We start from the raw sequence: 22,648 nt of genomic DNA, 5'->3' as shown, positions 1-22,648 counted from the left end.
TTACTTTGCGGCTAAAAAACCAGCAAATAAATTTTTAGATAGGCTGATTCGTCGTGTTAAACTTTATTAAAATGACTTCAATGGAGCAAAATAATATGAAAAATATAGCGGTAATTTTAGCAGGTTGTGGCGTATTTGATGGCAGTGAAATTAATGAAGTAGTGCTTACTTTATTACACATTGAAAAAAACAACGCGAAATATCAGTGTTTTGCACCCGATATTACGCAGTACCATACTCTTAATCACATTACTGGTGAAGAAATGGCAGAGTCGCGTAATGTATTAGTGGAATCAGCTCGAATCACCCGTGGCAATATAAAGTCACTCGCTGAATTAGACATTACACAATTTGACGCTTTAATTATTCCTGGCGGCTTTGGTGTAGCTAAAAACTTATCTGACTTTGCTATTAATGGCACTAACGCGAAAGTAAATGACGAAGTACTGAGCGCTTGTAAAGCATTTGCAAAAGCAAATAAAGCCACCGGTTATATGTGTATTGCACCCGCTTTATTGCCATTCATTTATAATAAACCACAGCTCACTATTGGTAATGATAGCGACACGGCCGATGCTTTAACCACATTAGGCGCTGAGCATATTGAGTGTAAAGTGGATGATATTGTTATTGATAAAAATAATAAGCTGGTTACAACACCTGCTTATATGTTGGCACAATCAATTATGGATGCCGATGCAGGAATCGAAAAACTAGTACGTAACGTATTGGCTATGAGTTAGTCGTAAGGGTTATGATCGCATTTAGATGTCTAATGATCCCGTTTTATTTAGGTAATTTATTGAGTTAAGACAATCATTAGTCGTATTTATAAATAAAATCGACTCTGAGCATTTTATAAATCACTGAGTGGAGTTATAATTGGTCTAAATTCCGTCATTTAAAATCGTGATTGATCACGTTCAAATTGAAGTGGGCAAGGCAAAATGAAAAAACTATCAGCTGCAGCATTACTTGTGCTAGCAACCACCGCATACGCACAGCCATATGATAACTCTATGACTGAAGATGCAATTAAAAAACGTTTAGCGCCTATTGGTGCTGTTTACCTTGAAGGTGAGAAAGTAGCGGTTGCTGCACCAACAGGTCCTCGTTCAGGCGAGCAAGTATATCAAGCAGCCTGTTTTGCTTGTCACGGCACTGGTGCTTTAGGCGCTCCTAAATCAGCTGACGATTGGGCTCCTCGTATCGCTAAAGGAAAAGACACCTTATTAGATCATGCGATCAATGGCTTTAATGCCATGCCACCGCGTGGAACGTGTATGGATTGTTCTGATGATGAAATAAGCGCAGCAATTGATTTCATGACCGCTAACTAAAATTAGCCAAGTCAAAATGCTTTAAATAAAAGGTTTACGTTTTAGTAAGCCTTTTTTGTTTCTAATTCATGAGTTTTAGCTACATAATTAAGAAAAATATCTACTTGACGCAAAATGTTAAAAGTGGAACTATAATGATTAATAACTATACAAAAAATTATAACTGGTTAAACATCATTGGAAGATAAACTTATTGTACCTAATAGCGTAGTGCGCCAAAATAAACGACTAAAAGCACTATTAAAAAAGTACAAACATGCCTACCACCTCCACAATGCCCTGATACAATTATCAGAGCAAGCAAGTACTGTTGCCGAGCTAACCTTACTTTACCCTGCTATTCATGACATTTTACAAAAGTATGTTCCGAGTAAAAGCTTTTATGTGGTGCTGGTTGATCCCCAGTCACAACAGTTAGAATTATCTTATTTTTCTGATGAAAAAGATGGCATTGCAGTACCACTTAATCGAGATAATAATTTTGAAGAAGGCGCAACGGGTTATGTCTTCAAGCAAGGGAAAACCACTTACTTTACCAAACAGCAAATGCATGATGCTGCCCAGCAAGGCTTATTTAAAGCATTGGGTACACCTGCAGAACACTGGGTAGGCGTTCCTGTTTATCAAGAAAGAAACATTATTGGTGTGTTAGCCGCGCAAAGTTATGACACAGAACAAGGTTACAGTTCGCAACAAATAAACCTGCTTGAGGCCATGTCGCTCTATTTAGCCACCGCAATTGAACGGGTTAAAAAACGAGAGTTACTCGAATCAGAAGTAAAATTAAGAACCCGAGCATTAACGCAAAGTAATGACGCTTTAAATGTTGAAATACAACAGCGAAAAGGTGCCCTACAACGCCAGCAAATATTATTCAAAATTTCAGAGCTGACAACCCAAGCCAAAAATTTAGATGATGCTTATTTTCAAATACACGGAATAATAAAAACCATTACTTACGCAAAAAACCTTTATATTGCCTTGTATGATAAAGAATCAGGTTGGATCAGTTTTCCCTACAGTGTCGATGAATTCCAAGGCAGCACTCAACCACGGCGCTTTGCAAAAGGCTACAGTGAACTGGTTATAAGCACCGAAGAAACACAAATAATTCATCCGCAAAGAGCACAAGAGTTATTAAATAGTGGCATTGTAGAGCGTGAAAAACCAATTGATGAATCCAAGAGAGCCACCAGCTGGCTGGGCGCTCCGCTAAAAACTTCGCAAGGCGTTATAGGGTTAATTGTTTGCCAAGCTTATAATAATGAACACCTTTTTACACATGATGATGCAGAGCTAATCACCTTTGTATCGCATCAAATTGCCACGGTATTACAAACAAAATTAGCTTCACAGGCACTAAAAAAGAGCCACCAAGAACTTGCCTCACGAGTTAATGAAAAAACTAAAGAATTGAGCCAAACAAATTTACATTTGCAAATGCAAATTGATGAACGTAAAAAAATAGAACAACAACTTTATCACGATGCTCACCATGACTCACTAACAGGCTTACCAAATCGGAATTTATTTTTAACTCAACTAGAAAAAACCCTGCAATATTATCAACGCAATCCAAATGAGCACTTTGCTGTATTGTTTATTGACCTTGATAAGTTTAAAGATATCAATGATCAGCTCGGGCATCATGCCGGTGATGAGTTTTTAATTAGTGTTAGTAAATTATTCTCACAATGTATTCGTGAACATGACTTATTAGCGCGTTTAGGCGGAGATGAGTTTGTAGTATTACTGACCCACCTGACTGAGCCAAACCAGGCAGAAGATGTTGCCAATCGCATAATTAAAATTATGCAAAAGCCGTTTTGTACTAAAGGCGTGTGTGTACAAAGTGGCGCCAGTATTGGGATTACCTATTCAAAGCAAAGCTATAAACATACCGATGAAATCATTCGCGACGCCGATGCTGCTATGTATTATGCTAAAAATTCAGGTAAAAACCGCTTTGAGTTATTTCATCCACTGCTCACTGAGCCTATGTTGCAACATGAGTCACAAACATTGCATCACCTTGATGTATTGCCTATGACGTTTCGTAGCTCAGATATTATCACCTTGGATGAGCATTATCAGAGTGCATCGTTATTTGAGGCTTTTGGTGAACACCCAGTCCTTGGCTTTACCAGTTTTGATATTTTAAAGAAATTTGCGAATGATAAAGAACAACATACCAAAGTTGAACTACAACTCATCCAACAAGCTTATCAACAAGCACAAAATGCAGAAATAGCCGTTGCGCTATTGCCTTGCTCCAGTTTACTGTTAGAAGAGCATGAATTTTCTTTACTAAAAGCTACACTAAAACAACCGGTAAACAATGAACAGCTTTGCTTGTTGTTTGATGAGCAGGAGCTGCGTTATGCCAGCGCACAGCAATTAGAGAACTTAAAACAGCTTAAAAAACTCGGTCATTCGATTGGCTTAAACAATTTCGCAAAAGACAAATGCGAGCTTAATTTGGTGACTGAAGTAGAGTGTGATTATTTACTCCTTAGCTCCACCTTCAGTAAACGAGTATTACAACAAGAAAGCTACGATTTACAGTTGCAGGGGGTGTTGGCTATTACTAAGCTTAAACAGATAAAAGTGATAGCTAAAGGCCCATCAATATTAAACTTTAGAGCTCTTTTGGATAAACACGGCATAAACCTATTCGTTGCTAAACAGCACCCACTAACCAGCGCTATACCAGCTACACTTAAAAACTCAGAATTAAAATAGCGCTAAACACACCTTATTGTGGCTTTTTCAGCATTGCTCTTAAATTTGCAACCCGAGCTTGGCCTTTTTCCATACGTTCAGCTTGGGTGTTAGGCGCTTTTTTGTTTTCAAAGGCTAAGTCATCTTGCGGTAACTCTTGCACAAATCGACTGAGCTCTGTTTGTGATGTTTCACCAAACTGACGGCGGATTTTAGCATAGGTTAAAGTCAGCTCTTGTTGCGCGCGGGTAATACCTACATAGGCAAGGCGGCGCTCTTCATCCACATTATCTTCATCAATGCTTACTTGGTGTGGCAACAACCCTTCTTCCATACCGACCATAAATACATAGGGGTACTCGAGTCCTTTTGAGGCATGCAAAGTTAATAATTGCACGGCATCAGCTTCATCTTCTTCTTCGTTTCGCTCTAGCATGTCCCGAAGGGTCAATTTACTAACTACTTCAGCCAGTGTCATTGGCGGATTATCGGCATCGCCTGTTAACATGTCTGTTATCCAGCGATACAGCTCGGACACATTTTTCATCCGCATTTCAGCGGCTTTGGCACTAGGCGATGATTCATACAAGTAAGCTTCGTAATTAATATTACGCACTAAATCCTTCACCGCCTCCAGTGTATCACTGCGCACTGCGTTATCTGAAAGCTCAACCACCCACCGGGCAAACCCAGCTAGTGCATTTAAACCACGTCCTTTTAGTCTGTATCCTAAGTCGTTATCAAAGCAGGTCGCAAATAAGCTTTGGTGTTTTTCATTAGCTAAGGTGCCAAGCTTTTCAAGCGTGACTGTACCAATTTCACGACGTGGGGTATTCACAATTCTTAAAAAAGCATTGTCATCATCTTGATTCACTAAAAGACGTAAGTAAGCCATGATATCTTTAATTTCAGAACGTGAAAAAAACGACATTCCACCACTAATTTTATACGGGATTCGGTTACTCATTAACGACTTTTCAAAGCCCCGCGCTTGATGGTTACCCCGGTACAAAATAGCGTAATCTTTATAGCTGGTGCGTTTCATAAATTTATGAGAAATAATCTCTGCGACCACACGTTCTGATTCATGTTCTTCATCACGACAGCCAATGACTTTAATTTGCTCACCATAGCCCAACTCACTAAAGAGCTTTTTTTCAAACTCATGGGGGTTATTTGCAATTAAGATATTGGCCGCTTTAAGAATGCGCCCAGCACTACGATAGTTCTGTTCTAGTTTTATTAATCGAAGCCCAGGGTAATCTTTACTTAATAACACCAAGTTTTGTGGACGAGCACCACGCCAAGAGTAAATTGACTGATCGTCATCTCCCACCACAGTAAAGCGTGCTCGTTCGCCTACCAGCAATTTCACTAATTGATATTGGCTGGTATTGGTATCTTGATATTCATCCACCAGTAAATAACGAAAACGCTGCTGCCATCGCTCACGTGATGTGGCATTACTACTTAAAAGCAGCGTGGGGATCATAATTAAATCATCAAAATCCAGCGCGTTATACGCTCTTAATTGATTTTGGTAACGCGCATACAACTGAGCAAACAATGCCTTTTGCGGCTCTCTGGCTTCGCGAATAGCTTGCTCTGGTAAAATAAGCTCATTCTTCCAACTACCAATTTGCATTTTAAGTAGATTTAGTAAGTCTTTGTCTTTTTTAAGCTCGTCTTCGGTTAAATCACCGAGTAATTGATTCGTATCTTGGTCGTCAAACAACGAAAAACCGGGTTTAAAACCCAGTGTTTTTAACTCTTTTTTAATGATTTCAAGCCCAAGCGTATGAAAGGTAGACACCCATAAACCTTTAGACTCTTGTTTTCCCAAGGTTTGCAAAACCCGCTCGCGCATTTCTTTAGCCGCTTTATTGGTAAAGGTAACCGCCGCAATATTACGCGCTTGATACTCACATTTTTGTACTAAGTAAGCAATTTTGTTGGTGATAACTCGCGTTTTACCCGAGCCTGCGCCGGCTAATACTAAGCAAGGACCACTAATGTACTTTACCGCTTCATCTTGTTTAGGATTGAGTTTCATAACGACCAGCTGATTGCAAAAAGACGGGCAATTTTAACGTAATCACTACAATACGCCTAGCCAATAAGGTAATATTAGTTATTATCATTTTAGGCAACAGGCAAGGGACGACTATGATTAACCCAGCAAAACTTGAAGAAATTGCGAAACAGATCACTAATAACATGCCACAAGGTGTAAAAAATCTGGCTGACACACTTGAAGGTAAAACTAAGCAAGTGTTACAAAATAAGCTTGCCGAAATGGACTTTGTAAGCCGTGAAGAGTTTGATATTCAAAGCCAAGTGCTGATCCGCACACGTGAAAAGCTAACTGAATTAGAAGCAAAAGTGGCAATACTTGAACAGCAATTATCGGCAAAAACAGACGCTGAATAATAAATATAACGCCATAGACGAACCTGCTTTATGGCGCTAATCACTCAGTTATTCAAATAGCTCGTCCAGCACATAATAACCCGTTGCTTGTTGCTGCTCTATGCTTACCCTCAGCAATTTATTAGCTACTTGCTCACCGGTAATGGGTCTATACCGTTTGAGGATACCAAAACGCGTTAGCAGTGGAAGTACCACCTCACCTAGCTTTTCTGCAATTCTAAGCTCTGAACGCTCGCCGACTAATAAAGACGGTTGCAATATACTCAAGCGTGCAAAGCTAAGCTGCTTCACCTGCTGCTCAAGCTCTCCTTTTATTTTTAAATAACGGCTCATACTATGCGCATTTGCGCCACTTGACGATACCAAACAATAATGCGGAACAGCGTTATTGGCCGCCATTTGCGCACAAATAAATTGGTATTCAAAATCAACTTTACGTTGTGCAGCCACACTGCCCGCTTGCTTTAATGTGGTCCCTAAGCAAGAAAAGAATACGTCACCTTTGAACAATTCAACATGATGCGTCAAATTTTCAAAATCAATAACATGGCTAATTAATTTAGGATGAGAAAAATCTAATTGGCGGCGCGATAAACTCACTACCTTTGAATAGCAAGAAGATGCTAACAGCTGTTGTAATAACTGGCTGCCAACTAAGCCGGTACTGCCGATTATTAGCGCCGTTTTGGCCATATTAAAGGTGACTGTCCGCAGATTTATTTAGTACATGGTGTACTGCTTTTTTATAGCTTTCACACTCTTCTTCAGCACAACTAACTACCGATTCTAAGTCATGCAAATGACCATTTTCTAAGCCATATACCCAACCATGCACCGTGAGTTCCTGGCCTCTTAACCATGCATCTTGAACAATGCTAGTGCGAGATACGTTACGCACTTGCTCAATCACATTAAGCTCTATTAAACGATCAAGACGTTGTTTTTCTGGCAGAGCATTAAGTTGCTCTAGGTGTTTTTCTTTTACATCACCAACGTGGCGGAGCCAGTTATCAATAAAGCCAAAGCGGTCCTCGTTTAGTACCGCTTGCACACCACCACAACCGTAGTGGCCAACAACCATAATATGTTTTACTTTTAATACTTCGACCGCGTACTGCATAACCGATAAACAATTATGATCGGTATGTACAACCACGTTGGCAACATTACGGTGCACAAATAACTCACCCGGTAATAAATCAACAATTTGGTTAGCTGGCACCCGTGAATCAGAGCAACCTATCCATAAGTATTCTGGGTTTTGTTGCATCGATAAAATTTTGAAAAATTCAGGGTTCGCTTCGCTCGTTCTAGATGCCCAGCGTTTATTATTTTCTAGTAAGTTATTTAAATTTCTCATTACATCTCTTTTAGGTTGAGGGCGTTTTTAAACTGGCTAAAATTAAAATATTACGGGGTGTTAATTGCTTCTCACAAAATGTATTAACACTGACGTCATAGCCTTGCTGCTGCAAATATAAAGCACGATCGAGCACAAGCCAAACTTCTATTGCTCTTCTAAACACATGTCGAACCAGTTCAACTCGCTCTGTTACTTTTTTTCGCGCCTGCCCAATCAATAAAAACTTATTGTAATCAATATCTTTTGGCAGTTTTAAGGCTTTTTTGTCTGCCGCCCAGTTACAAAATGCTGCAAACGAATCTGAAAATATCGCTTTATTCACTGAAGGGACGCTGACATACCCTAACTCACCAGTAAGTGACTTTCTTAAGGCATCAAATCCGAGTCGCCACTCCACTTCTGTTTTTCGCACTTTGCCTACTCGCGAAGGAGCTGTAACAGTTTCTTGCAGGGCGAGCTTTAAATCTCTGTGAGTTAAGTTTAATCGACTTTGCTGAGCATGCTCGCTCATCGCTTGGTAATTATTATCAGTAAATAAATGATAACAACAAGGTGAAAAGCTAATTTGTGGTACTTTTGCTGCACTGGCTTGATGCATAAAAGTTTGGTGTAACGCACCGCAGGCATGCAAAGCGACGGCATGAGTGTGTGGGCTAAAAAAATCCTGAATGCTATCCTTAAGTACATCGGCTTGGCTAAATTGTATTGCAAGTCCCTGCTGCTGTGCACTTTTTTTCCCTTGTTCACACAAATGAGATTGTAGCTCAACGCTGTGTACACTCTGCGCACCATTAAAAGCTAACATTCGCCCTAAATGGCCTTTACCTGCACACCACTCTAATACAGGCTGATTACTAGTGGGCAATGCGCCAACAAAATCTTGTAGCTGAGTAAACTTTCGACCTTTAATACCATTACTGATCCAAAATGGGTACTCCTTCCGAGTGTTGGTAATGGCAGGTAATGAAACTAATCGGCTAAGTTGCTCAACAGCGGGAATATAGGATGAAAAAAACTGATAGAGCTGCTCTTGATCAGAGTCTAATTCAGCAACCGCCTGATCGGATAAAGCGCTCAAAGGAGCATGTAATTCAGGCCAAGGTAAAGCGTCAAAATCAAATGCAGTACACTGCCAATACAAGCGAGTATTCATTAGCAAAGAGTTGAGGGCAGAAAATTGCTCAGTTAAGGTCATAACAGCTTAGGATATAAAAAAGACGCTTAATTATACCAGCACAATAGCACCTAATTAAGCGGTTATTTTTTTAACCTCGCAGAGCAAGGGAATTGCTTAACCTTATACCCGCTTTTGTTTAGCCGATTTAAGTATTAAACGTAAATACAGAGGGATAGAAATAATGCTTATTATAATAGCCGCAATTAGCATCCAAGAAAGCTGCAGTGTTTCTTGCTTTTTATATTTATAAATAAAATCAGCTTTTACTTCATCAAACTTTGTTTGATCAATCTCATATAAGTCAGCAATTAAACGCCATTTAGCCATCGACATATTACCCACAGTAGTACTCGGTGGAGCAATATAGTCTTTAAGTACCTCAGCCTCATAGGCCAGTTGATGAAAACTGCGATCAGGCGCATAAAACTGTTGGGTTATGGCAATGGCTTCATCCATATTCATTACCGCGTAGCGCCACCCTTTTAAACTTGCTTGATAAAACTTTTCTACCGTATCGGGGTGATACTTAACCATACTATCGCTGGTAAATAAAATATCCGCGTATACATCCATCCCATAACGTTGTGGACATATAAGCCTATGAGCAACCCCTTGCTGATCCATATGATAAGGTAGGTCGGTAACATACACTTCTATGGCATCTAATTTATTTTCCATCCATGCTTGTTGTAATTCATCGCCTTTGTAAACAGCCAGTTTTTCGGTATCAATACCACTGCGCTTAAGCATAGTTAGTAACTCAGAATTACTCTCTTTGCTGACTTCACTTACACGCTTGTTAATAAAATCACGAGCATGAAAAATATCTGAAGTTTCTTTTACCATCCAACAGTAAGGAGAAAACTGTAATATGGCAGCCATGGCTACAAAGGGTTCACCGGCAATACGGCGTTCTAATATACCTGAATGTGCTACACCAAATTGCGCCTCTCCTCGCTCTACCGCACCAAAACTATTTGGCCGTTTTGGATCGGCAGGAACTATATTGACGTCTAAACCGGCCTCATTATAAAAGCCTTTTTGTTTGGCCATATAATAGCCAGCGAATTGAAATTGGTGCGTCCACTTTAATTGTAACGTGACTGATTCCTGCGCCGTTAACTGGCTACAAAAAAAGCAGGTGCTAATTATTATTCCTTTAAGTAGCAAAGCAGGCTTCCATAAACATGATAATTAATTATAACTATATGTAAAACAGCTAATAAAGCAAGCATCGGGATAAGATGCTTGCTTAGGATAGAGTTAGGCTAGAGCGATTTTTTCAAGCTTTTCTACTTGAGGTTGGGTAGTTAAAAACTGAGTAAAACAGGGGTTATCGGTTTCGTCTTGGACACTGTAACCTAGCCGATTTAAGTGCTCATTAAACATCTCATATTGGCTTGGTTCAATAGCAAAGCCTGCTAATACATTCCCCATTGACCCGCCATGATTGCGGTAGTGAAATAAAGTGATATTCCAGTTACTACCCAGCGTATCTAAAAAGCGCGCCAATGCGCCTGGGTACTCTGGAAACTCAAACCTTAGTAAGCGTTCATGTAACTGCTCTGGCGCTTTACCGCCAACCATATAGCGTACATGCAGCTTTGCTAATTCGTTATCTGACAAATCGCAAAAGGTATATTTGTTATCTGTTAGACTTTGTTTAAGCTCTTCAAGTTCTGCTAACCCTTGACGTAGCGCAATACCAACAAAAATTTGCGCCTCGCCAGGCCCCGCATAACGATAGTTAAACTCAGTAATGGCACGCCCACCTAAAGATGTACAAAACTGCTTAAAACTACCGCGCTTTTCATCAATGGTCACGGCTAATAAAGCTTCGTTTTTCTCACCCAGCGCAGTGCGCTCAGCCACATAACGTAAGCGATCAAAGTTTAAATTAGCACCAGACAAAATAGCGGCTAAATTTAACCCCTTTAAACCCGACTGCTGAGACCACTTTTTAAGCCCTGCAGTTGCAAGCGCTCCTGAAGGCTCAGCTATAGCACGGGTTGATACAAAAATATCTTGCATGGCTGCACATATTTCATCGTCTGATACGGTAACTACTTCATCACAAAACTTTTGTGCCAGTCTGAATGTTTCGCTACCAATTATTTTAACGGCAACACCATCGGCAAAACTGCCAACGCGATCGAGCTCTACCGGCTCGCCTGCTGCTAAAGCAGCTTTTAAGCAGGCGCTTTCATTCGCCTCAACCCCTATCACTTTGATATCGGGGCGCAGCGACTTAATATATACCGCCATACCTGCCAGCAAGCCGCCGCCGCCAACAGGAATAAATACCACATCTAAATCGTTGAGCTGTTGCATTAATTCACGGGCAACCGTACCTTGACCAACAATCACATCAGGGTCATCAAATGGCGGTACAAATACGCCGTTTCGCTGCTCAGTTAATTCCAGCGCATACGCTTTTGCGGCATCAAATTGATGGCCATGCAATACGACTTCACCACCCAATGCCCTTACCGCATTAACCTTTATTTCAGGTGTGGTCACGGGCATCACAATGGTGGCTTTGTGCCCTAAGTGTGAGGCACTTAGTGCCACACCCTGGGCATGGTTACCTGCAGATGCGGTGATCACAACCGAGCCTTTAGGCAGCTTATTTAATTTATTAAAAGCACCGCGTAATTTAAACGAGTACACGGGTTGCTGGTCTTCACGTTTTAACCAAACATGATTACCTAATCGTGCACTCAATTCGGCCATTTCACTTACCTCAGTCACCTTGGCTAAAGGCTCCATATTGGCTTGGATAATCGCGCGAAAATAATCGAGTTCTTGAGAAACCATACCTAGCTAAGCTCCTCCAGTTTGGCTAAATCGCGAACTGCACCTTTATCTGCGCTGGTTGCAAGTAGCGCATACGCTTTAAGCGCAGATGATACATAACGATCACGATTAAGCGGTTTATACGCTTGTTTACCACGAGCCAGTTGTTTTTGCTTGCGAGCTTCAAGCTCTTCATCGCTTAGCGCCAGCGTTATTTCTCGAGTGGCAATATCGATGATAATTTTATCGCCGTTTTCAACATAAGCAATTGCGCCACCGCTGGCAGCTTCCGGCGATACGTGGCCAATCGATAGACCCGACGTACCACCTGAAAAACGCCCATCAGTAATTAATGCACATTGCTCTGCCAAACCTTTTGATTTTAAATAGCTAGTTGGGTATAGCATTTCTTGCATACCAGGGCCGCCTTTAGGCCCTTCATAGCGAATAACCACCACGTCGCCGGCTTTTACTTCGCCATTTAAAATCCCTTCTACAGAGTCATCTTGTGATTCGTATACCACAGCAGTACCTTCAAAGTGCAGCATTTCATCAACAACACCCGCACTTTTAACGATACAGCCATCTATTGCTAAATTACCTGAAAGTACGGCAAGACCGCCATCTTGACGAAATGCATGTTCTACACTGCGAATACAACCGTTTTCACGGTCGTTATCACCCTCATCCCAACGACAATCTTGGCTCATTGCTTTAGTGGTACGAATACCTGCAGGGCCAGCACGATAAAACTTTTGTGCAGCTTCGTTATTCGGATCGGTTGCATCCCACTTTTTAACCAGTTCACCCATTGTCATACCAGCAACATGGTTAACCGATAAATCAACTAACCCTGCCTTTCCAAGCTCGCGAACTATCGCCATCATGCCACCAGCACGGTGTACGTCTTCAATGTGGTATTGCGCTGTAGCTGGAGCAACTTTACATAAAAACGGGGTTTTACGTGAAAGTTCATCAATATGTGACATATCAAAATCAACGCCGGCTTCTTGTGCCGCTGCGAGTAAATGCAATACCGTATTTGATGAACCGCCCATAGCAATATCAACCACCATAGAGTTCATAAATGCGGTTTTATTAGCGATAGCACGAGGCAGTACGTCTTGGTTATCTTTTTGATAGTACTCACGGCATAAATCAACGATACGTGCACCCGCTTCAACATATAGTTGTTTGCGGTCTTTATGGGTCGCAAGCGTGGTCCCGTTACCAGGCAGCGCAAGGCCAATTGCTTCTAATAAACAGTTCATAGAATTGGCGGTAAACATCCCTGAACACGACCCACAGGTAGGGCATGCAGATCGCTCAACTTGCTCCGAGTCGGCATCACTTACCGATTCATCAGCGCCTTTAACCATAGCATCAACCAAATCGAGCTTAATATCGATATTCGCTAATTTGGTTTTACCTGCTTCCATTGGGCCGCCCGATACAAAAATAACGGGTATATTTAAACGCAGCGCCGCTAACATCATTCCAGGGGTGATTTTGTCGCAGTTAGAAATACAAATCATCGCATCGGCACAATGGCCGTTCACCATATACTCTACTGAGTCGGCAATTAAATCGCGCGATGGCAGTGAATAAAGCATACCGCCGTGACCCATGGCAATACCGTCATCGATAGCAATGGTATTAAATTCTTTTGGTACACCACCGGCCTGAGTAATGGTTTCAGCCATCAGTTCACTAAGCTGATTAAGATGCACATGCCCCGGTACAAATTGCGTAAATGAGTTCACAACAGCAATAATTGGCTTACCAAAGTCGGTATCAGTCATGCCTGTTGCACGCCATAATGCTCTTGCGCCTGCGCGTTTACGCCCTTCAGTGGTAGTTGCACTTCTTAATTTAGCCATAGTTACCTCAGTGTTTGCCGCAATTAATGCGGGCATTCCTCATTCTAAAAATTGATGAATAACCAAATATTCAGTTACTCGTAAAATTCGTTAAATTTATTTTATACAGCCTGTTGCTGTAAGCTTTGTAGCGTTACATGTTTCACATCAACCAATTTATTTAACTGGCTGGTAAGCAAGTAAATTGGCTTATCGCTATCAACCGTCATCGCCATATTATATTGACCATCGTCCATATTGAGCTGTAAGTGAGTTAAATCAAAACCACGATGACGCACCACACGTAAAAAGCGCTCGATTGCGACACTTTGGCTTTTTAAGGCAATAGTTAAACTGTGTTTCATTGTGCTTTCTCCGTCATCATTTCATCGTTAGCAGCCCCAGGTGGAACAAGTGGCCATACGTTTTCTTTATCATCGATACAAGCATGAACAATATAGGGTCCATCGCTATTTAATAAGGCAGTGATTGCATCATCCACTTGGTTGGCATGGGTAATTGTTTGCCCAGGAATGCCAAACACAGCAGCAAGTTGTACAAAGTCAGGGTTGTCTGACAGGTTAGTTTCGCTGTAACGCCCTTCAAAAAATAGTTCTTGCCATTGGCGCACCATGCCCAAGCGCTGGTTATCAAGTATCAGTATTTTTACTGGTAAATTATTACGACGTATAGTGGCAAGCTCTTGAATATTCATCATGATTGAACCATCACCTGAAACGGTGATCACAAAGTCATCTTTACGCGCGATTTGTGCACCTATGGCGGCAGGTAAACCAAACCCCATAGTGCCTGCACCACCACTGCTTAAGTGGTTACAAGGGTGGCTAAACTTCATGTGCTGGGCGACCCACATTTGATGCTGGCCTACATCACAACACACCACACTAGTGCTTGGCATACGCTGGCTAAGTTGATTAAGTAAGTAAGGAGCAAATACTTTTTCACCAGGGTAGTCGTAGCGCCACGCGTGTTTGACCTTCATTTGTTTACTATGATCGCACCACGCTTTTGGTGTAACCACGCACTCAAGTGCAGGGAGAGAAGTTTTTAAATCAGCAATTAATGACGCTTTTGCGGGTTTACGTTTTCCGATCTCGGCTGCATCTATGTCTAAATGAATTACGTTTGCTTTTGCAGCAAACTTAGCTAAATTGCCCGTTACACGGTCATCAAAGCGTGCGCCAATACACACTAAGACATCACATTCTTGCACCGCTAAATTAGCCGCTTGACCGCCATGCATACCTAGCATGCCTAAATCATATTCGTAATCAGGTAATACACTGCCCAATGCTTTAAGGGTTGAAACCGCTGGCATTTGCGTTTTATTTAAAAATTGCATTAACTGCGCTTGCGCATCAGCGGCATGGACCCCGCCACCAACATAGGCAACAGGCTGTTTGGCTTCACTGAGTAATTGATTAGCAATAGCGACTTGATTTAGATCTAGTTGAGGCAAATATTCATCTACCGCTAACCAAGGTTTAAAAGGCACTTGCGCCATTTGAATGTCTTTGGGGATATCAACCAAAACAGGGCCTGGTCGACCGCTTTGTGCTAAATGCATCGCCTCTTGTAATATTTCGGCTAAATCTTCTGCTCGCTCAACCATATAACTGTGTTTTGTACATGAAAGCGACATACCCAACACGTCTATTTCTTGAAAGGCGTCAGAACCAATAGCTGCGGTTGGTACTTGCCCGGTGATGGCAAGTAAAGGCACTGAGTCCATCATGGCATCAGCCAATGCGGTAATTAAGTTAGTAGCCCCCGGACCTGATGTTGCTAAACATACACCTAATCGGCCAGTACTGCGTGCATAGCCTACGGCTGCAAATCCTGCACCTTGTTCATGGCGAGTGAGGTAATGTTTTACAGGCGCACCATACAAGGCATCGTAAATGGGCATAATAGCACCACCTGGGTAGCCAAATACTTCATCTACGCCGTGCTTGGCGAGTAAATCAATTGTTAGTTCTGCGCCTGTCATTAGTAAATCCTCATTCCTGTGTGACAACCCGTTAAAATTTAATCTTAAAACTAAAAAGCCCCCCGGACGGTTAAGTGCGGAGGGCTTTTCAATGCTTAGTTTTTTAAAGCACTACGAAGCCCTCGCGGGAATAATCACCACGATAATAATCAGGACTAGGTTAAGTGCATTGTTAAGCATAAAATTTAATACCATTTAATTTCTGTAATTACGAAACTCTTGTTTCGCTGTCTTTTTATATTAGTACCGCGCTCAGGGCGCTAAGTCAACATCAAATTCAATCCAAAATAATTATAAAAACACGCAGGCCTAGGTTTTAAAATTCAAACAACCTAAACAAAGTGAATTTTTTATCCCTTCATTTCAACTCAGGAAATTCACTATTCTTATAACGGTGAATTATGGTTTGATTAATTTTTAGCAAACCGCTGTATTTTATAGCTCACAAAATAAAATAAATTGACTTCTTAAGTGTTTCTTAAGTGTGACGACCTAGCATAACAACGTTCACTAAAAAGAGATGTGTTATGAATTCAATTTTCAAACTCAGTAAGCAATCGCAAGCAAACACCAAAAAGCGCTTTTACTTTAACTGCAGCGCTAATGCATTTGTTATTTTAATGGCATGCTATTATGGCTTAATCATTAATATTCCATTTATGCATGGTGCGTTTAGCGCTATTACTTCGCTGCACACATTTTCGTGGTTATTTCTATTCTCTGTACCGCTACTACTTGTGTGTTTATTAGTTATATTTTTTTCTTTGGTGTCTGTTCGAGGGCTATTAAAACCCATCAACTACTTACTACTCGTGCTCTCAAGTGCCGCACTTTACGGCTCATTAAACTATGGAGTGGTATTTGATTACTCAATGATACAAAACGCAGCAGAGACGGACTCTAGTGAAGCGTTAAGCTATTTAAACTTGCAACTTGTTGGCTTTTTACTGCTTTTTGGCGCATTACCTGCCTTTGTTTTGAGTCGTATAAACGTAAACTGTGCCCGCCCACACAAAGAAATACTCAGTCGTATTAAACTGTTACTAGCATGCGGTGCTTTGATTGCTTTAGTGGTAGTAAACTTTTACGCCGATTACGCGGCAACAGGTCGAAATAACCGTATATTGAAAAAAGAAATCATTCCATTTCAATACCTTTCTAGTGGCTATAAGTATGCACGTGATCAGTTGCTTTACAGCGATATTAAATTTAAAAATATTGATACCACACCAACTTTAGCATCGCCAAGTACAACACGAGTTACTGTCATAGTAGTAGGTGAAACCGCACGAGCTGAAAATTTTTCCTACCAAGGCTATGAGCGTAATACCAACCAATACACACAAAAACATAATGTCACTTATTTCGATAATGTATCGTCGTGTGGCACGGCCACAGCAGTGTCAGTTCCGTGTATGTTCTCACTGCAAACTCATGCCAATTTTTCTCGTTTAGACAGTGATAATCAGCAAAACGTGATTGATTTGATACAACAAGCAGGCGCAGATGTCTTATGGGTTGATAATAACAGTGGCTGTAAAAACGTCTGCTCGCGCGTACCTACCATTAATATTGATACCAAAGCATCTGAACTATGTGATGGTAAATACTGTTTTGATGAAGCGTTGCTAGCCCCACTAAAGCACAAGCTTGCTAACTTGAGTCAGGCTAATACGCTTATAGTGCTGCATATGATGGGTTCACATGGCCCTACTTACTTTAAGCGCTACCCTGAAAAATTTAAACTGTTTAGCCCAACCTGCGACCGCAGCGATATTCAAAACTGTAGCGCTGAAGAACTGGTTAACACCTACGACAATACAATTGCTTATAGTGATTTTATCAACGCTCAAGTTATTGAACAGTTAAAGGCACTACCAGCCAATATTGATAAGCAATTACTGTATGTGTCGGACCATGGCGAGTCGCTCGGTAAAAATGGCGCGTACTTACATGGCTTCCCCTATGCATTTGCACCAACAGCTCAAACCCATGTGCCTCTTTACATCTGGGCTGATGAGCATAATCAGCGCATTACAGCCAAGTGTCTCAACAATTTAAATAGCACTTTAGCGCAATCACACGATGCTATTTTTCATACCCTTTTAAACCTAACCGGTGTTGCGAGTAAAACCTACCAAACCTCTGAAGATTTACTCGCGTCATGTCAAACGATTAACCATAGCGAAACTAAAATATGAATAATAAAACCGTTATAAAACGCCAAGGTCTAATGCGCCTAATTTTTACCTTAAGCCATACCTTTAATGGTCTAAAATGGATGAGCCGATTTGAGGCTGCTTTTCAGCAAGAGTTGGTTTTATTTAGTTTGCTAGGCGTATTTGCCTGCTTGCAAGAAATTACTTTAAGTAGCAAATTAATATTGATTGCCAGCTTATTGTTTGTGTTATTTGCTGAGTTGGTCAATACCGCAGTCGAAGTGGTGGTTGATCGCATCGGTAGCGAATATCATGAACTATCAGGCCTAGCTAAAGACATCGCTTCTGCCAGTGTCTTTATCGCCATGCTCATCACCGTTCTGCTTTGGTGGTCTGTTTTATGGGCTTAATTAGCCAAGGAAAAAAAAGCATTAGTGCTGCTGTAGGTCATGGTGGTGTTTTTTCTCAGTCTATGAAGCTTTTCACGAATCGCCTTGAGTTCATAACAAAGTGAACGCGTTTTGACTAATTTTGGCAACATGGCCTACAGCAATAATTGGTATCAATAGCGCTTTTTAATCTGGCATTTTTACGTTACCTATAAAGTAAACTAAGTTAGTATTTATAAAACAACTTTAACTTGGTTAGGATTCTTTATGAAAGTGTCATTGCGTATCAGTCATATATTGATGGCGTTCGTTTTTTTAGCATTTAGTGTGAATGGCTATGCAGCTCCAGCTCTATTCAAAATAGAAAAACAAGGCGCTAGTTCGTATTTATTTGGCACCGTGCATGTAGGTGATGCCAGCATGAAAGGGCTACCACAAAAAGTGACTCACGCACTGGATAACAGCAAGCAAGTGGTTGTTGAAGTGGATATTAGTAAACTATCACCTTTACAAATGCAGCAACGCTCTATGCCGTATATGCTGCTTAATAACGGGCGCACACTACAGAGTGAGCTGTCGACAGAAAATTATCAACTCCTGAAAGACTACTTTGCTAAAAAGTCGATTGATATTGCCATGTTCAACAGCTTTAAACCTTGGGCTGTGATGTTAACCATGATGCAAATTGAGTTTCAAAACGCAGGATATTCAGATAAAAATGGCATTGATAAGCAAATATTAGATTATGCCCAACAGCATAATATTAAAATTGCAGAGCTTGAAACCATAGAGCAGCAACTACAAATGTTTAATGGGTTAGAGTCATTAAGCAACGCTATGATGGCAGAAACCTTTGAACAACTCAGTGATATTAATACCTACTTTATTTCTCTAGTAAATGCATGGAAACAGGGTGATATGAAAACCCTAACCAGCTACTACCACACCAGTTTTGATAACAGCCAATACGGCCAACAAAGCGAACAAGTGATGCTAATTGAGCGTAATAATAATTGGGTCACTCAGCTCACCCCAAAACTTGAACAAGGCAATATTTTTATAGCTGTAGGTGCTCTGCATTTAGTTGAGCAACATGGCTTAATTAAACAACTGCGTGACCAAGGATTCACGGTGACTCAGTTATAAACAAGCTTATATAATCGACTCACTATGATCCGTATGCTGTTCATAGTAAGTTGGTTTAAAATCTTCCATTTTTAGGGTGTATTCAATCCCTTTAATGGTATCTGCTGCATGATGGTTTACATAAATAACGGTACTCGTTTTTGCCGCACACACCTTTTCTATTAGCAGTAAAACGCGTTGACGATTTGCCTCATCAAGCCCTAAACATGGCTCATCTAAAATAACTAAGGCGGGGTGTTTGACCATTGCGCGTACAATAAGTAATAGGCGCTGATCGCCATACGATAGTTGAGTAAAAGCGCAATTAGCTTTATCGCTTAGGCCAATTAATGCCAACCACTGTTTCGCTAACCGCATTTGTAGCTCACTGGCTTGTTGATATAAACCAATACTATCGAAAAACCCAGAGATAACAGTATTGAGCGCCGAAATACTCACTCTATACTGTAAATGCAAGGTATTAGAGATATAACCAATATGCTGTTTTATATCCCAAATACTCTCTCCTGTGCCACGCTTGAAACCAAACACCTCAATCTCATTGTTATAACACTGAGGGTTATCACCGGTGATTAAATTTAATAAACAGGTTTTTCCTGAGCCATTCTTGCCGGTAAGTTGCCAATGTTGGTGTTGCTTAATCGTCCAGTTTAAGTTTTCAAAAATAGTCTGTTCACCATAACGTACATGCGTATCAGTAAGCTTAACGAGTGGCGCGTTTACATTTGAAATAAAAGTAGGCTCGGGTGAACCTGGAATAGTTATAGATGTATGTTCTAAATGCAGTAACTTAAACAAATCGGCTCGTTTTGCTGCGCACGGTTTTGCTAAGCTATGTTGTAAAAGACCCTTGCTCACATAAGCAAAGTGATCAACAAACGCAGGAATTTCATCAACACGGTTTAGTACAAACACAAAGCAAGTGTGCGTACTCAGTTGCTTTAATAGGCGGTTTAACTGCCTAGCCGATTCAGTGTCTAAGCCATCAAATGGTTCATCAAGCACAACTAAATCACTATTAGCAGACAGTGCTTTAATCAATAATAATTTACGTGTTTCACCGGTCGATAAATCAGTAAAATTACGATTAAGTAAGGCATCAAAATTAAGAGCCGTAATTAGCTGTTGGCATAAATCGCTATTTATTTCAGGCGCAGAAAAGAGTATGTCGGTTACTTTTTGTGGTTTATCACTTTTGCGATTAGCGCTTAATAACTGCTTTTGTAAATCACTTGAAACTAACTGTAGATTATTAAAAGTACTATGGCGTTGCCCACTTTGTTGCTTGGCTTCACCAATAAGCGTAGCCCCAAGCGCAGATTTACCGGCGCCATTGCCGCCAAGCAATACCCAGTGTTCCCCCTGTTTTACTTGCCAAGTTAAATCCTTAATATAATAGCGATTACTGCCACCGGTGGATAAATAACCATTAAATTGCTGAAGTAAAATTGAGCTCACACTAGCTACCAAAATAAGTCTTAAAAATTCAAATTAACGTACAAAATAACAATTAGGCAAGTGAGATTTAATCAACCTCTGTTAGAAGAGCATCGTTTAGTGCCGCTATTATACTTTGCTGATCTATGGGTTTATGAATATGACTTATTGCTCCACAAGCTTTAGCGCGAGCTATATCACTATCAGAAGTGTTTGCGGTAACCACAATAATGGGTCGTGTTTTGTCTTTTTCATGCAGCAGCTTTGTGGCTTCAAAGCCATCCATAACCGGCATATTTAAATCCATAAATATAACATCATAGCTATTTTCAGCCGCCATTTCACAAGCGACTTTGCCATTTTCAGCCAATTCAACCTGTATGTTCAAAGAACTTAATAACTTTGTTAGTACCAACATGTTGAGCGGGTTATCTTCAACCACTAAACACTTAAGATCATCAGGCAAGCGCGTTGGCTTAGTTTCGCTTGTGTCCATCTCTAATGGTAGGCTTAAAAATACAATGGCGCCTTGTGGATGATTATTCTCAAAACGAATGTCGCCATTGAGCGCATTAACAATATATTGTACGCGGGTAAGCCCTGTTCTGAGGCCTTGAAAATGGTTACTTTGTTGATTGTTATCTAATTCGAGCTGACCAACCGGGTGGCTAAAGCCACAACCACTGTCTTTTATGCTTAACTCTAACCGATGGTTATTGAGCGTAGCAATGACGGTGACCTCTCCTTGCTCAGTAAACTTTAATGCGTTATTAAGTAGTTCAGAAACAATTTGTTGTAGCCGTGCGTGATCTATAATCACCGCGCAATCTAAGCTCGGCGCTAACTCGGTAATTAACTTTAACCCTTTCTCAGTACAGCCATATTGATACACCGCCAGTATTTTGTTTAAAGTTGTTAGTAGGTTGTCTGAGGTTGGCTTTAACGACCAGCGATTTAAACTAAGCGCCTGTAAATCTTGAAGTTCACCTAGCATTGCTAGCAACCGAGTTGAACAGTACTGAGCTTGACGCTTAATTTGTTGTTGCGAGCTGGGAATGGTTAATTCATTTATAGAACTAATTAATCCCTGTAACGGGGTTCTAAACTCATGACTGGCGCGTGCAATAAAATGTTCTTTATTCTGACTGACTTGCTCGGCAAATTCTTTTTGTTGTTGATACTCAAGCAGAGTCTGCAAAACTTGCCTTTCCATTGGCATAAACACAAATCTTAACTCTAGAAGCAATAACGCTAGAGTCAAAAACCAACACAACAGCTCAATATTGGCTACCCAATTAACCTTTGTCACCGCTTGCTGCTCAAATAAGCTCACCGCGGTGTCTAATTTTTTTAATAATGCTTCAATCTCGCCCACAGAAAACATCACGGGATTCGCTTGTTCTTGTTGGGTCAGTAATTTTTTTGCTTGCTTTATAAAACTAGATACCTCGGCATCTAGGTTACCTGGGCCGGCATAATATAAATCAACTAAAGCAGCATTTAAATAAATCGCCTCACCTTGCTTATTTTTAGTGAGTAAAAAAGTATGTCCTTGCTCGAATAGCCCAAGTGAGTGGGCTAACGATTTCAGGTGCTGTTCTTTGTTAGCTGTTTGATTAATTAGCGCATTACTATGCCACGCTATTTTTTGTGACAGCATACGTTGCTTACCCGCTATATTGATAATTTTCGCATCGTATTTTTGCACAGAAAAGAAGTATTGCATGAGTAGTGCGGATACGCTGATCAGCAAGGCAATAGCAATTAATGCCCACCGATAACGTTTGCGAATACTCTTTACAATATTAAACATAAACCAA

The 22,648-nt window shown here is 40.7% G+C and carries 18 protein-coding genes; 7 read left to right on the top strand and 11 right to left on the bottom strand.

Annotation, left to right across the window (positions count from 1 at the left end; translation table 11 throughout):
- Positions 1–95: 95 nt before the first annotated feature.
- From elbB to AC0VZ5_RS01430, 3 genes are all read left to right on the top strand, one after another.
- The gene (gene elbB / locus AC0VZ5_RS01440; RefSeq protein WP_171039614.1) at positions 96–743 is read left to right on the top strand and encodes an isoprenoid biosynthesis glyoxalase ElbB; all 648 of its coding nucleotides are present in this window, start codon (positions 96–98) and stop codon (positions 741–743) included.
- 204 nt (positions 744–947) lie between these two features.
- Positions 948–1,340, top strand: coding sequence for a c-type cytochrome (locus AC0VZ5_RS01435; RefSeq protein ID WP_008112730.1), 393 nt, complete (start codon positions 948–950; stop codon positions 1,338–1,340).
- A gap of 177 nt (positions 1,341–1,517) precedes the next feature.
- The gene (locus AC0VZ5_RS01430) at positions 1,518–4,082 is read left to right on the top strand and encodes a diguanylate cyclase domain-containing protein (RefSeq protein ID WP_475473900.1); all 2,565 of its coding nucleotides are present in this window, start codon (positions 1,518–1,520) and stop codon (positions 4,080–4,082) included.
- A 13-nt stretch (positions 4,083–4,095) separates the two neighbouring features.
- On the opposite strand, the gene rep is transcribed toward AC0VZ5_RS01430, so the two are convergent.
- On the bottom strand, positions 4,096–6,114 hold the full coding sequence (rep, locus tag AC0VZ5_RS01425) for a DNA helicase Rep (protein ID WP_010390360.1): 2,019 nt from the start codon (positions 6,112–6,114) through the stop codon (positions 4,096–4,098).
- Between the two features lie 113 nt (positions 6,115–6,227).
- Here rep and ubiK point away from each other — a divergent pair, with 113 nt between their 5' ends.
- Positions 6,228–6,491 (top strand): ubiquinone biosynthesis accessory factor UbiK, encoded by a 264-nt coding sequence (gene ubiK, locus AC0VZ5_RS01420; protein WP_008112735.1) that lies wholly within the window; start codon positions 6,228–6,230, stop codon positions 6,489–6,491.
- Between the two features lie 48 nt (positions 6,492–6,539).
- Here ubiK and AC0VZ5_RS01415 read toward each other — a convergent pair whose 3' ends face one another.
- The 8 genes from AC0VZ5_RS01415 to ilvG all read right to left on the bottom strand — a co-directional run bounded on the left by AC0VZ5_RS01415 (position 6,540) and on the right by ilvG (position 15,697).
- A complete protein-coding gene (locus AC0VZ5_RS01415; RefSeq protein WP_475473897.1) occupies positions 6,540–7,184 on the bottom strand; it encodes a Rossmann-fold NAD(P)-binding domain-containing protein in 645 nt (214 codons plus the stop codon).
- A 1-nt stretch (position 7,185) separates the two neighbouring features.
- Positions 7,186–7,851, bottom strand: coding sequence for a carbonate dehydratase (can, locus tag AC0VZ5_RS01410; RefSeq protein WP_008112739.1), 666 nt, complete (start codon positions 7,849–7,851; stop codon positions 7,186–7,188).
- A gap of 10 nt (positions 7,852–7,861) precedes the next feature.
- Positions 7,862–9,049, bottom strand: coding sequence for a methyltransferase (locus AC0VZ5_RS01405; protein ID WP_178954678.1), 1,188 nt, complete (start codon positions 9,047–9,049; stop codon positions 7,862–7,864).
- A gap of 102 nt (positions 9,050–9,151) precedes the next feature.
- Positions 9,152–10,201 (bottom strand): ABC transporter substrate-binding protein, encoded by a 1,050-nt coding sequence (locus AC0VZ5_RS01400; RefSeq protein WP_198522428.1) that lies wholly within the window; start codon positions 10,199–10,201, stop codon positions 9,152–9,154.
- 93 nt (positions 10,202–10,294) lie between these two features.
- Positions 10,295–11,848, bottom strand: coding sequence for a threonine ammonia-lyase, biosynthetic (gene ilvA, locus AC0VZ5_RS01395; RefSeq protein ID WP_475473894.1), 1,554 nt, complete (start codon positions 11,846–11,848; stop codon positions 10,295–10,297).
- A gap of 2 nt (positions 11,849–11,850) precedes the next feature.
- Positions 11,851–13,707 (bottom strand): dihydroxy-acid dehydratase, encoded by a 1,857-nt coding sequence (gene ilvD / locus AC0VZ5_RS01390; RefSeq protein ID WP_109875496.1) that lies wholly within the window; start codon positions 13,705–13,707, stop codon positions 11,851–11,853.
- A gap of 101 nt (positions 13,708–13,808) precedes the next feature.
- Positions 13,809–14,051: an acetolactate synthase 2 small subunit gene (gene ilvM, locus AC0VZ5_RS01385; RefSeq protein WP_028834467.1), complete on the bottom strand. Its 243-nt coding sequence runs from the start codon at positions 14,049–14,051 to the stop codon at positions 13,809–13,811.
- A complete protein-coding gene (ilvG, locus tag AC0VZ5_RS01380; protein ID WP_055012284.1) occupies positions 14,048–15,697 on the bottom strand; it encodes an acetolactate synthase 2 catalytic subunit in 1,650 nt (549 codons plus the stop codon). The genes ilvM and ilvG overlap by 4 nt, the downstream gene beginning before the upstream one ends.
- A gap of 527 nt (positions 15,698–16,224) precedes the next feature.
- Here ilvG and AC0VZ5_RS01375 point away from each other — a divergent pair.
- The 3 genes from AC0VZ5_RS01375 to AC0VZ5_RS01365 all read left to right on the top strand — a co-directional run bounded on the left by AC0VZ5_RS01375 (position 16,225) and on the right by AC0VZ5_RS01365 (position 19,391).
- Entirely contained in the window at positions 16,225–17,898 is a 1,674-nt protein-coding gene (locus tag AC0VZ5_RS01375; RefSeq protein WP_475473890.1) for a phosphoethanolamine transferase, read from the top strand.
- Positions 17,895–18,266: a diacylglycerol kinase gene (locus AC0VZ5_RS01370; protein WP_010390346.1), complete on the top strand. Its 372-nt coding sequence runs from the start codon at positions 17,895–17,897 to the stop codon at positions 18,264–18,266. The genes AC0VZ5_RS01375 and AC0VZ5_RS01370 overlap by 4 nt, the downstream gene beginning before the upstream one ends.
- A 246-nt stretch (positions 18,267–18,512) precedes the next feature.
- Complete coding sequence (locus AC0VZ5_RS01365) at positions 18,513–19,391, top strand: TraB/GumN family protein (RefSeq protein ID WP_475473888.1); 879 nt, start codon at positions 18,513–18,515, stop codon at positions 19,389–19,391.
- Positions 19,392–19,397: 6 nt separating this feature from the next.
- Here AC0VZ5_RS01365 and AC0VZ5_RS01360 read toward each other — a convergent pair whose 3' ends face one another.
- Both AC0VZ5_RS01360 and AC0VZ5_RS01355 read right to left on the bottom strand, forming a co-directional pair.
- A complete protein-coding gene (locus AC0VZ5_RS01360) occupies positions 19,398–20,849 on the bottom strand; it encodes an ATP-binding cassette domain-containing protein (RefSeq protein ID WP_475473886.1) in 1,452 nt (483 codons plus the stop codon).
- Between the two features lie 67 nt (positions 20,850–20,916).
- Positions 20,917–22,641: a response regulator gene (locus AC0VZ5_RS01355; protein WP_475473884.1), complete on the bottom strand. Its 1,725-nt coding sequence runs from the start codon at positions 22,639–22,641 to the stop codon at positions 20,917–20,919.
- Positions 22,642–22,648 lie beyond the last annotated feature (7 nt).

Source organism: Pseudoalteromonas sp. QJM3NY_12 (assembly GCF_056173165.1).
Note: the sequence above shows the minus strand (reverse complement) of the source record. Positions and strands in the feature narration are given on the sequence as shown.

Coding starts and splice junctions, on each gene's coding strand:
- AC0VZ5_RS01405 (WP_178954678.1), bottom strand. CDS start 9,049: ATGACCTTAACTGAGCAATTTTCTGCCCTCAACTCTTTGCTAATGAAT.
- AC0VZ5_RS01375 (WP_475473890.1), top strand. CDS start 16,225: ATGAATTCAATTTTCAAACTCAGTAAGCAATCGCAAGCAAACACCAAA.
- AC0VZ5_RS01355 (WP_475473884.1), bottom strand. CDS start 22,641: ATGTTTAATATTGTAAAGAGTATTCGCAAACGTTATCGGTGGGCATTA.
- AC0VZ5_RS01370 (WP_010390346.1), top strand. CDS start 17,895: ATGAATAATAAAACCGTTATAAAACGCCAAGGTCTAATGCGCCTAATT.
- AC0VZ5_RS01415 (WP_475473897.1), bottom strand. CDS start 7,184: ATGGCCAAAACGGCGCTAATAATCGGCAGTACCGGCTTAGTTGGCAGC.
- ilvM (WP_028834467.1), bottom strand. CDS start 14,051: ATGAAACACAGTTTAACTATTGCCTTAAAAAGCCAAAGTGTCGCAATC.
- AC0VZ5_RS01435 (WP_008112730.1), top strand. CDS start 948: ATGAAAAAACTATCAGCTGCAGCATTACTTGTGCTAGCAACCACCGCA.
- ubiK (WP_008112735.1), top strand. CDS start 6,228: ATGATTAACCCAGCAAAACTTGAAGAAATTGCGAAACAGATCACTAAT.
- ilvD (WP_109875496.1), bottom strand. CDS start 13,707: ATGGCTAAATTAAGAAGTGCAACTACCACTGAAGGGCGTAAACGCGCA.
- ilvA (WP_475473894.1), bottom strand. CDS start 11,848: ATGGTTTCTCAAGAACTCGATTATTTTCGCGCGATTATCCAAGCCAAT.
- rep (WP_010390360.1), bottom strand. CDS start 6,114: ATGAAACTCAATCCTAAACAAGATGAAGCGGTAAAGTACATTAGTGGT.
- elbB (WP_171039614.1), top strand. CDS start 96: ATGAAAAATATAGCGGTAATTTTAGCAGGTTGTGGCGTATTTGATGGC.
- can (WP_008112739.1), bottom strand. CDS start 7,851: ATGAGAAATTTAAATAACTTACTAGAAAATAATAAACGCTGGGCATCT.
- AC0VZ5_RS01365 (WP_475473888.1), top strand. CDS start 18,513: ATGAAAGTGTCATTGCGTATCAGTCATATATTGATGGCGTTCGTTTTT.
- ilvG (WP_055012284.1), bottom strand. CDS start 15,697: ATGACAGGCGCAGAACTAACAATTGATTTACTCGCCAAGCACGGCGTA.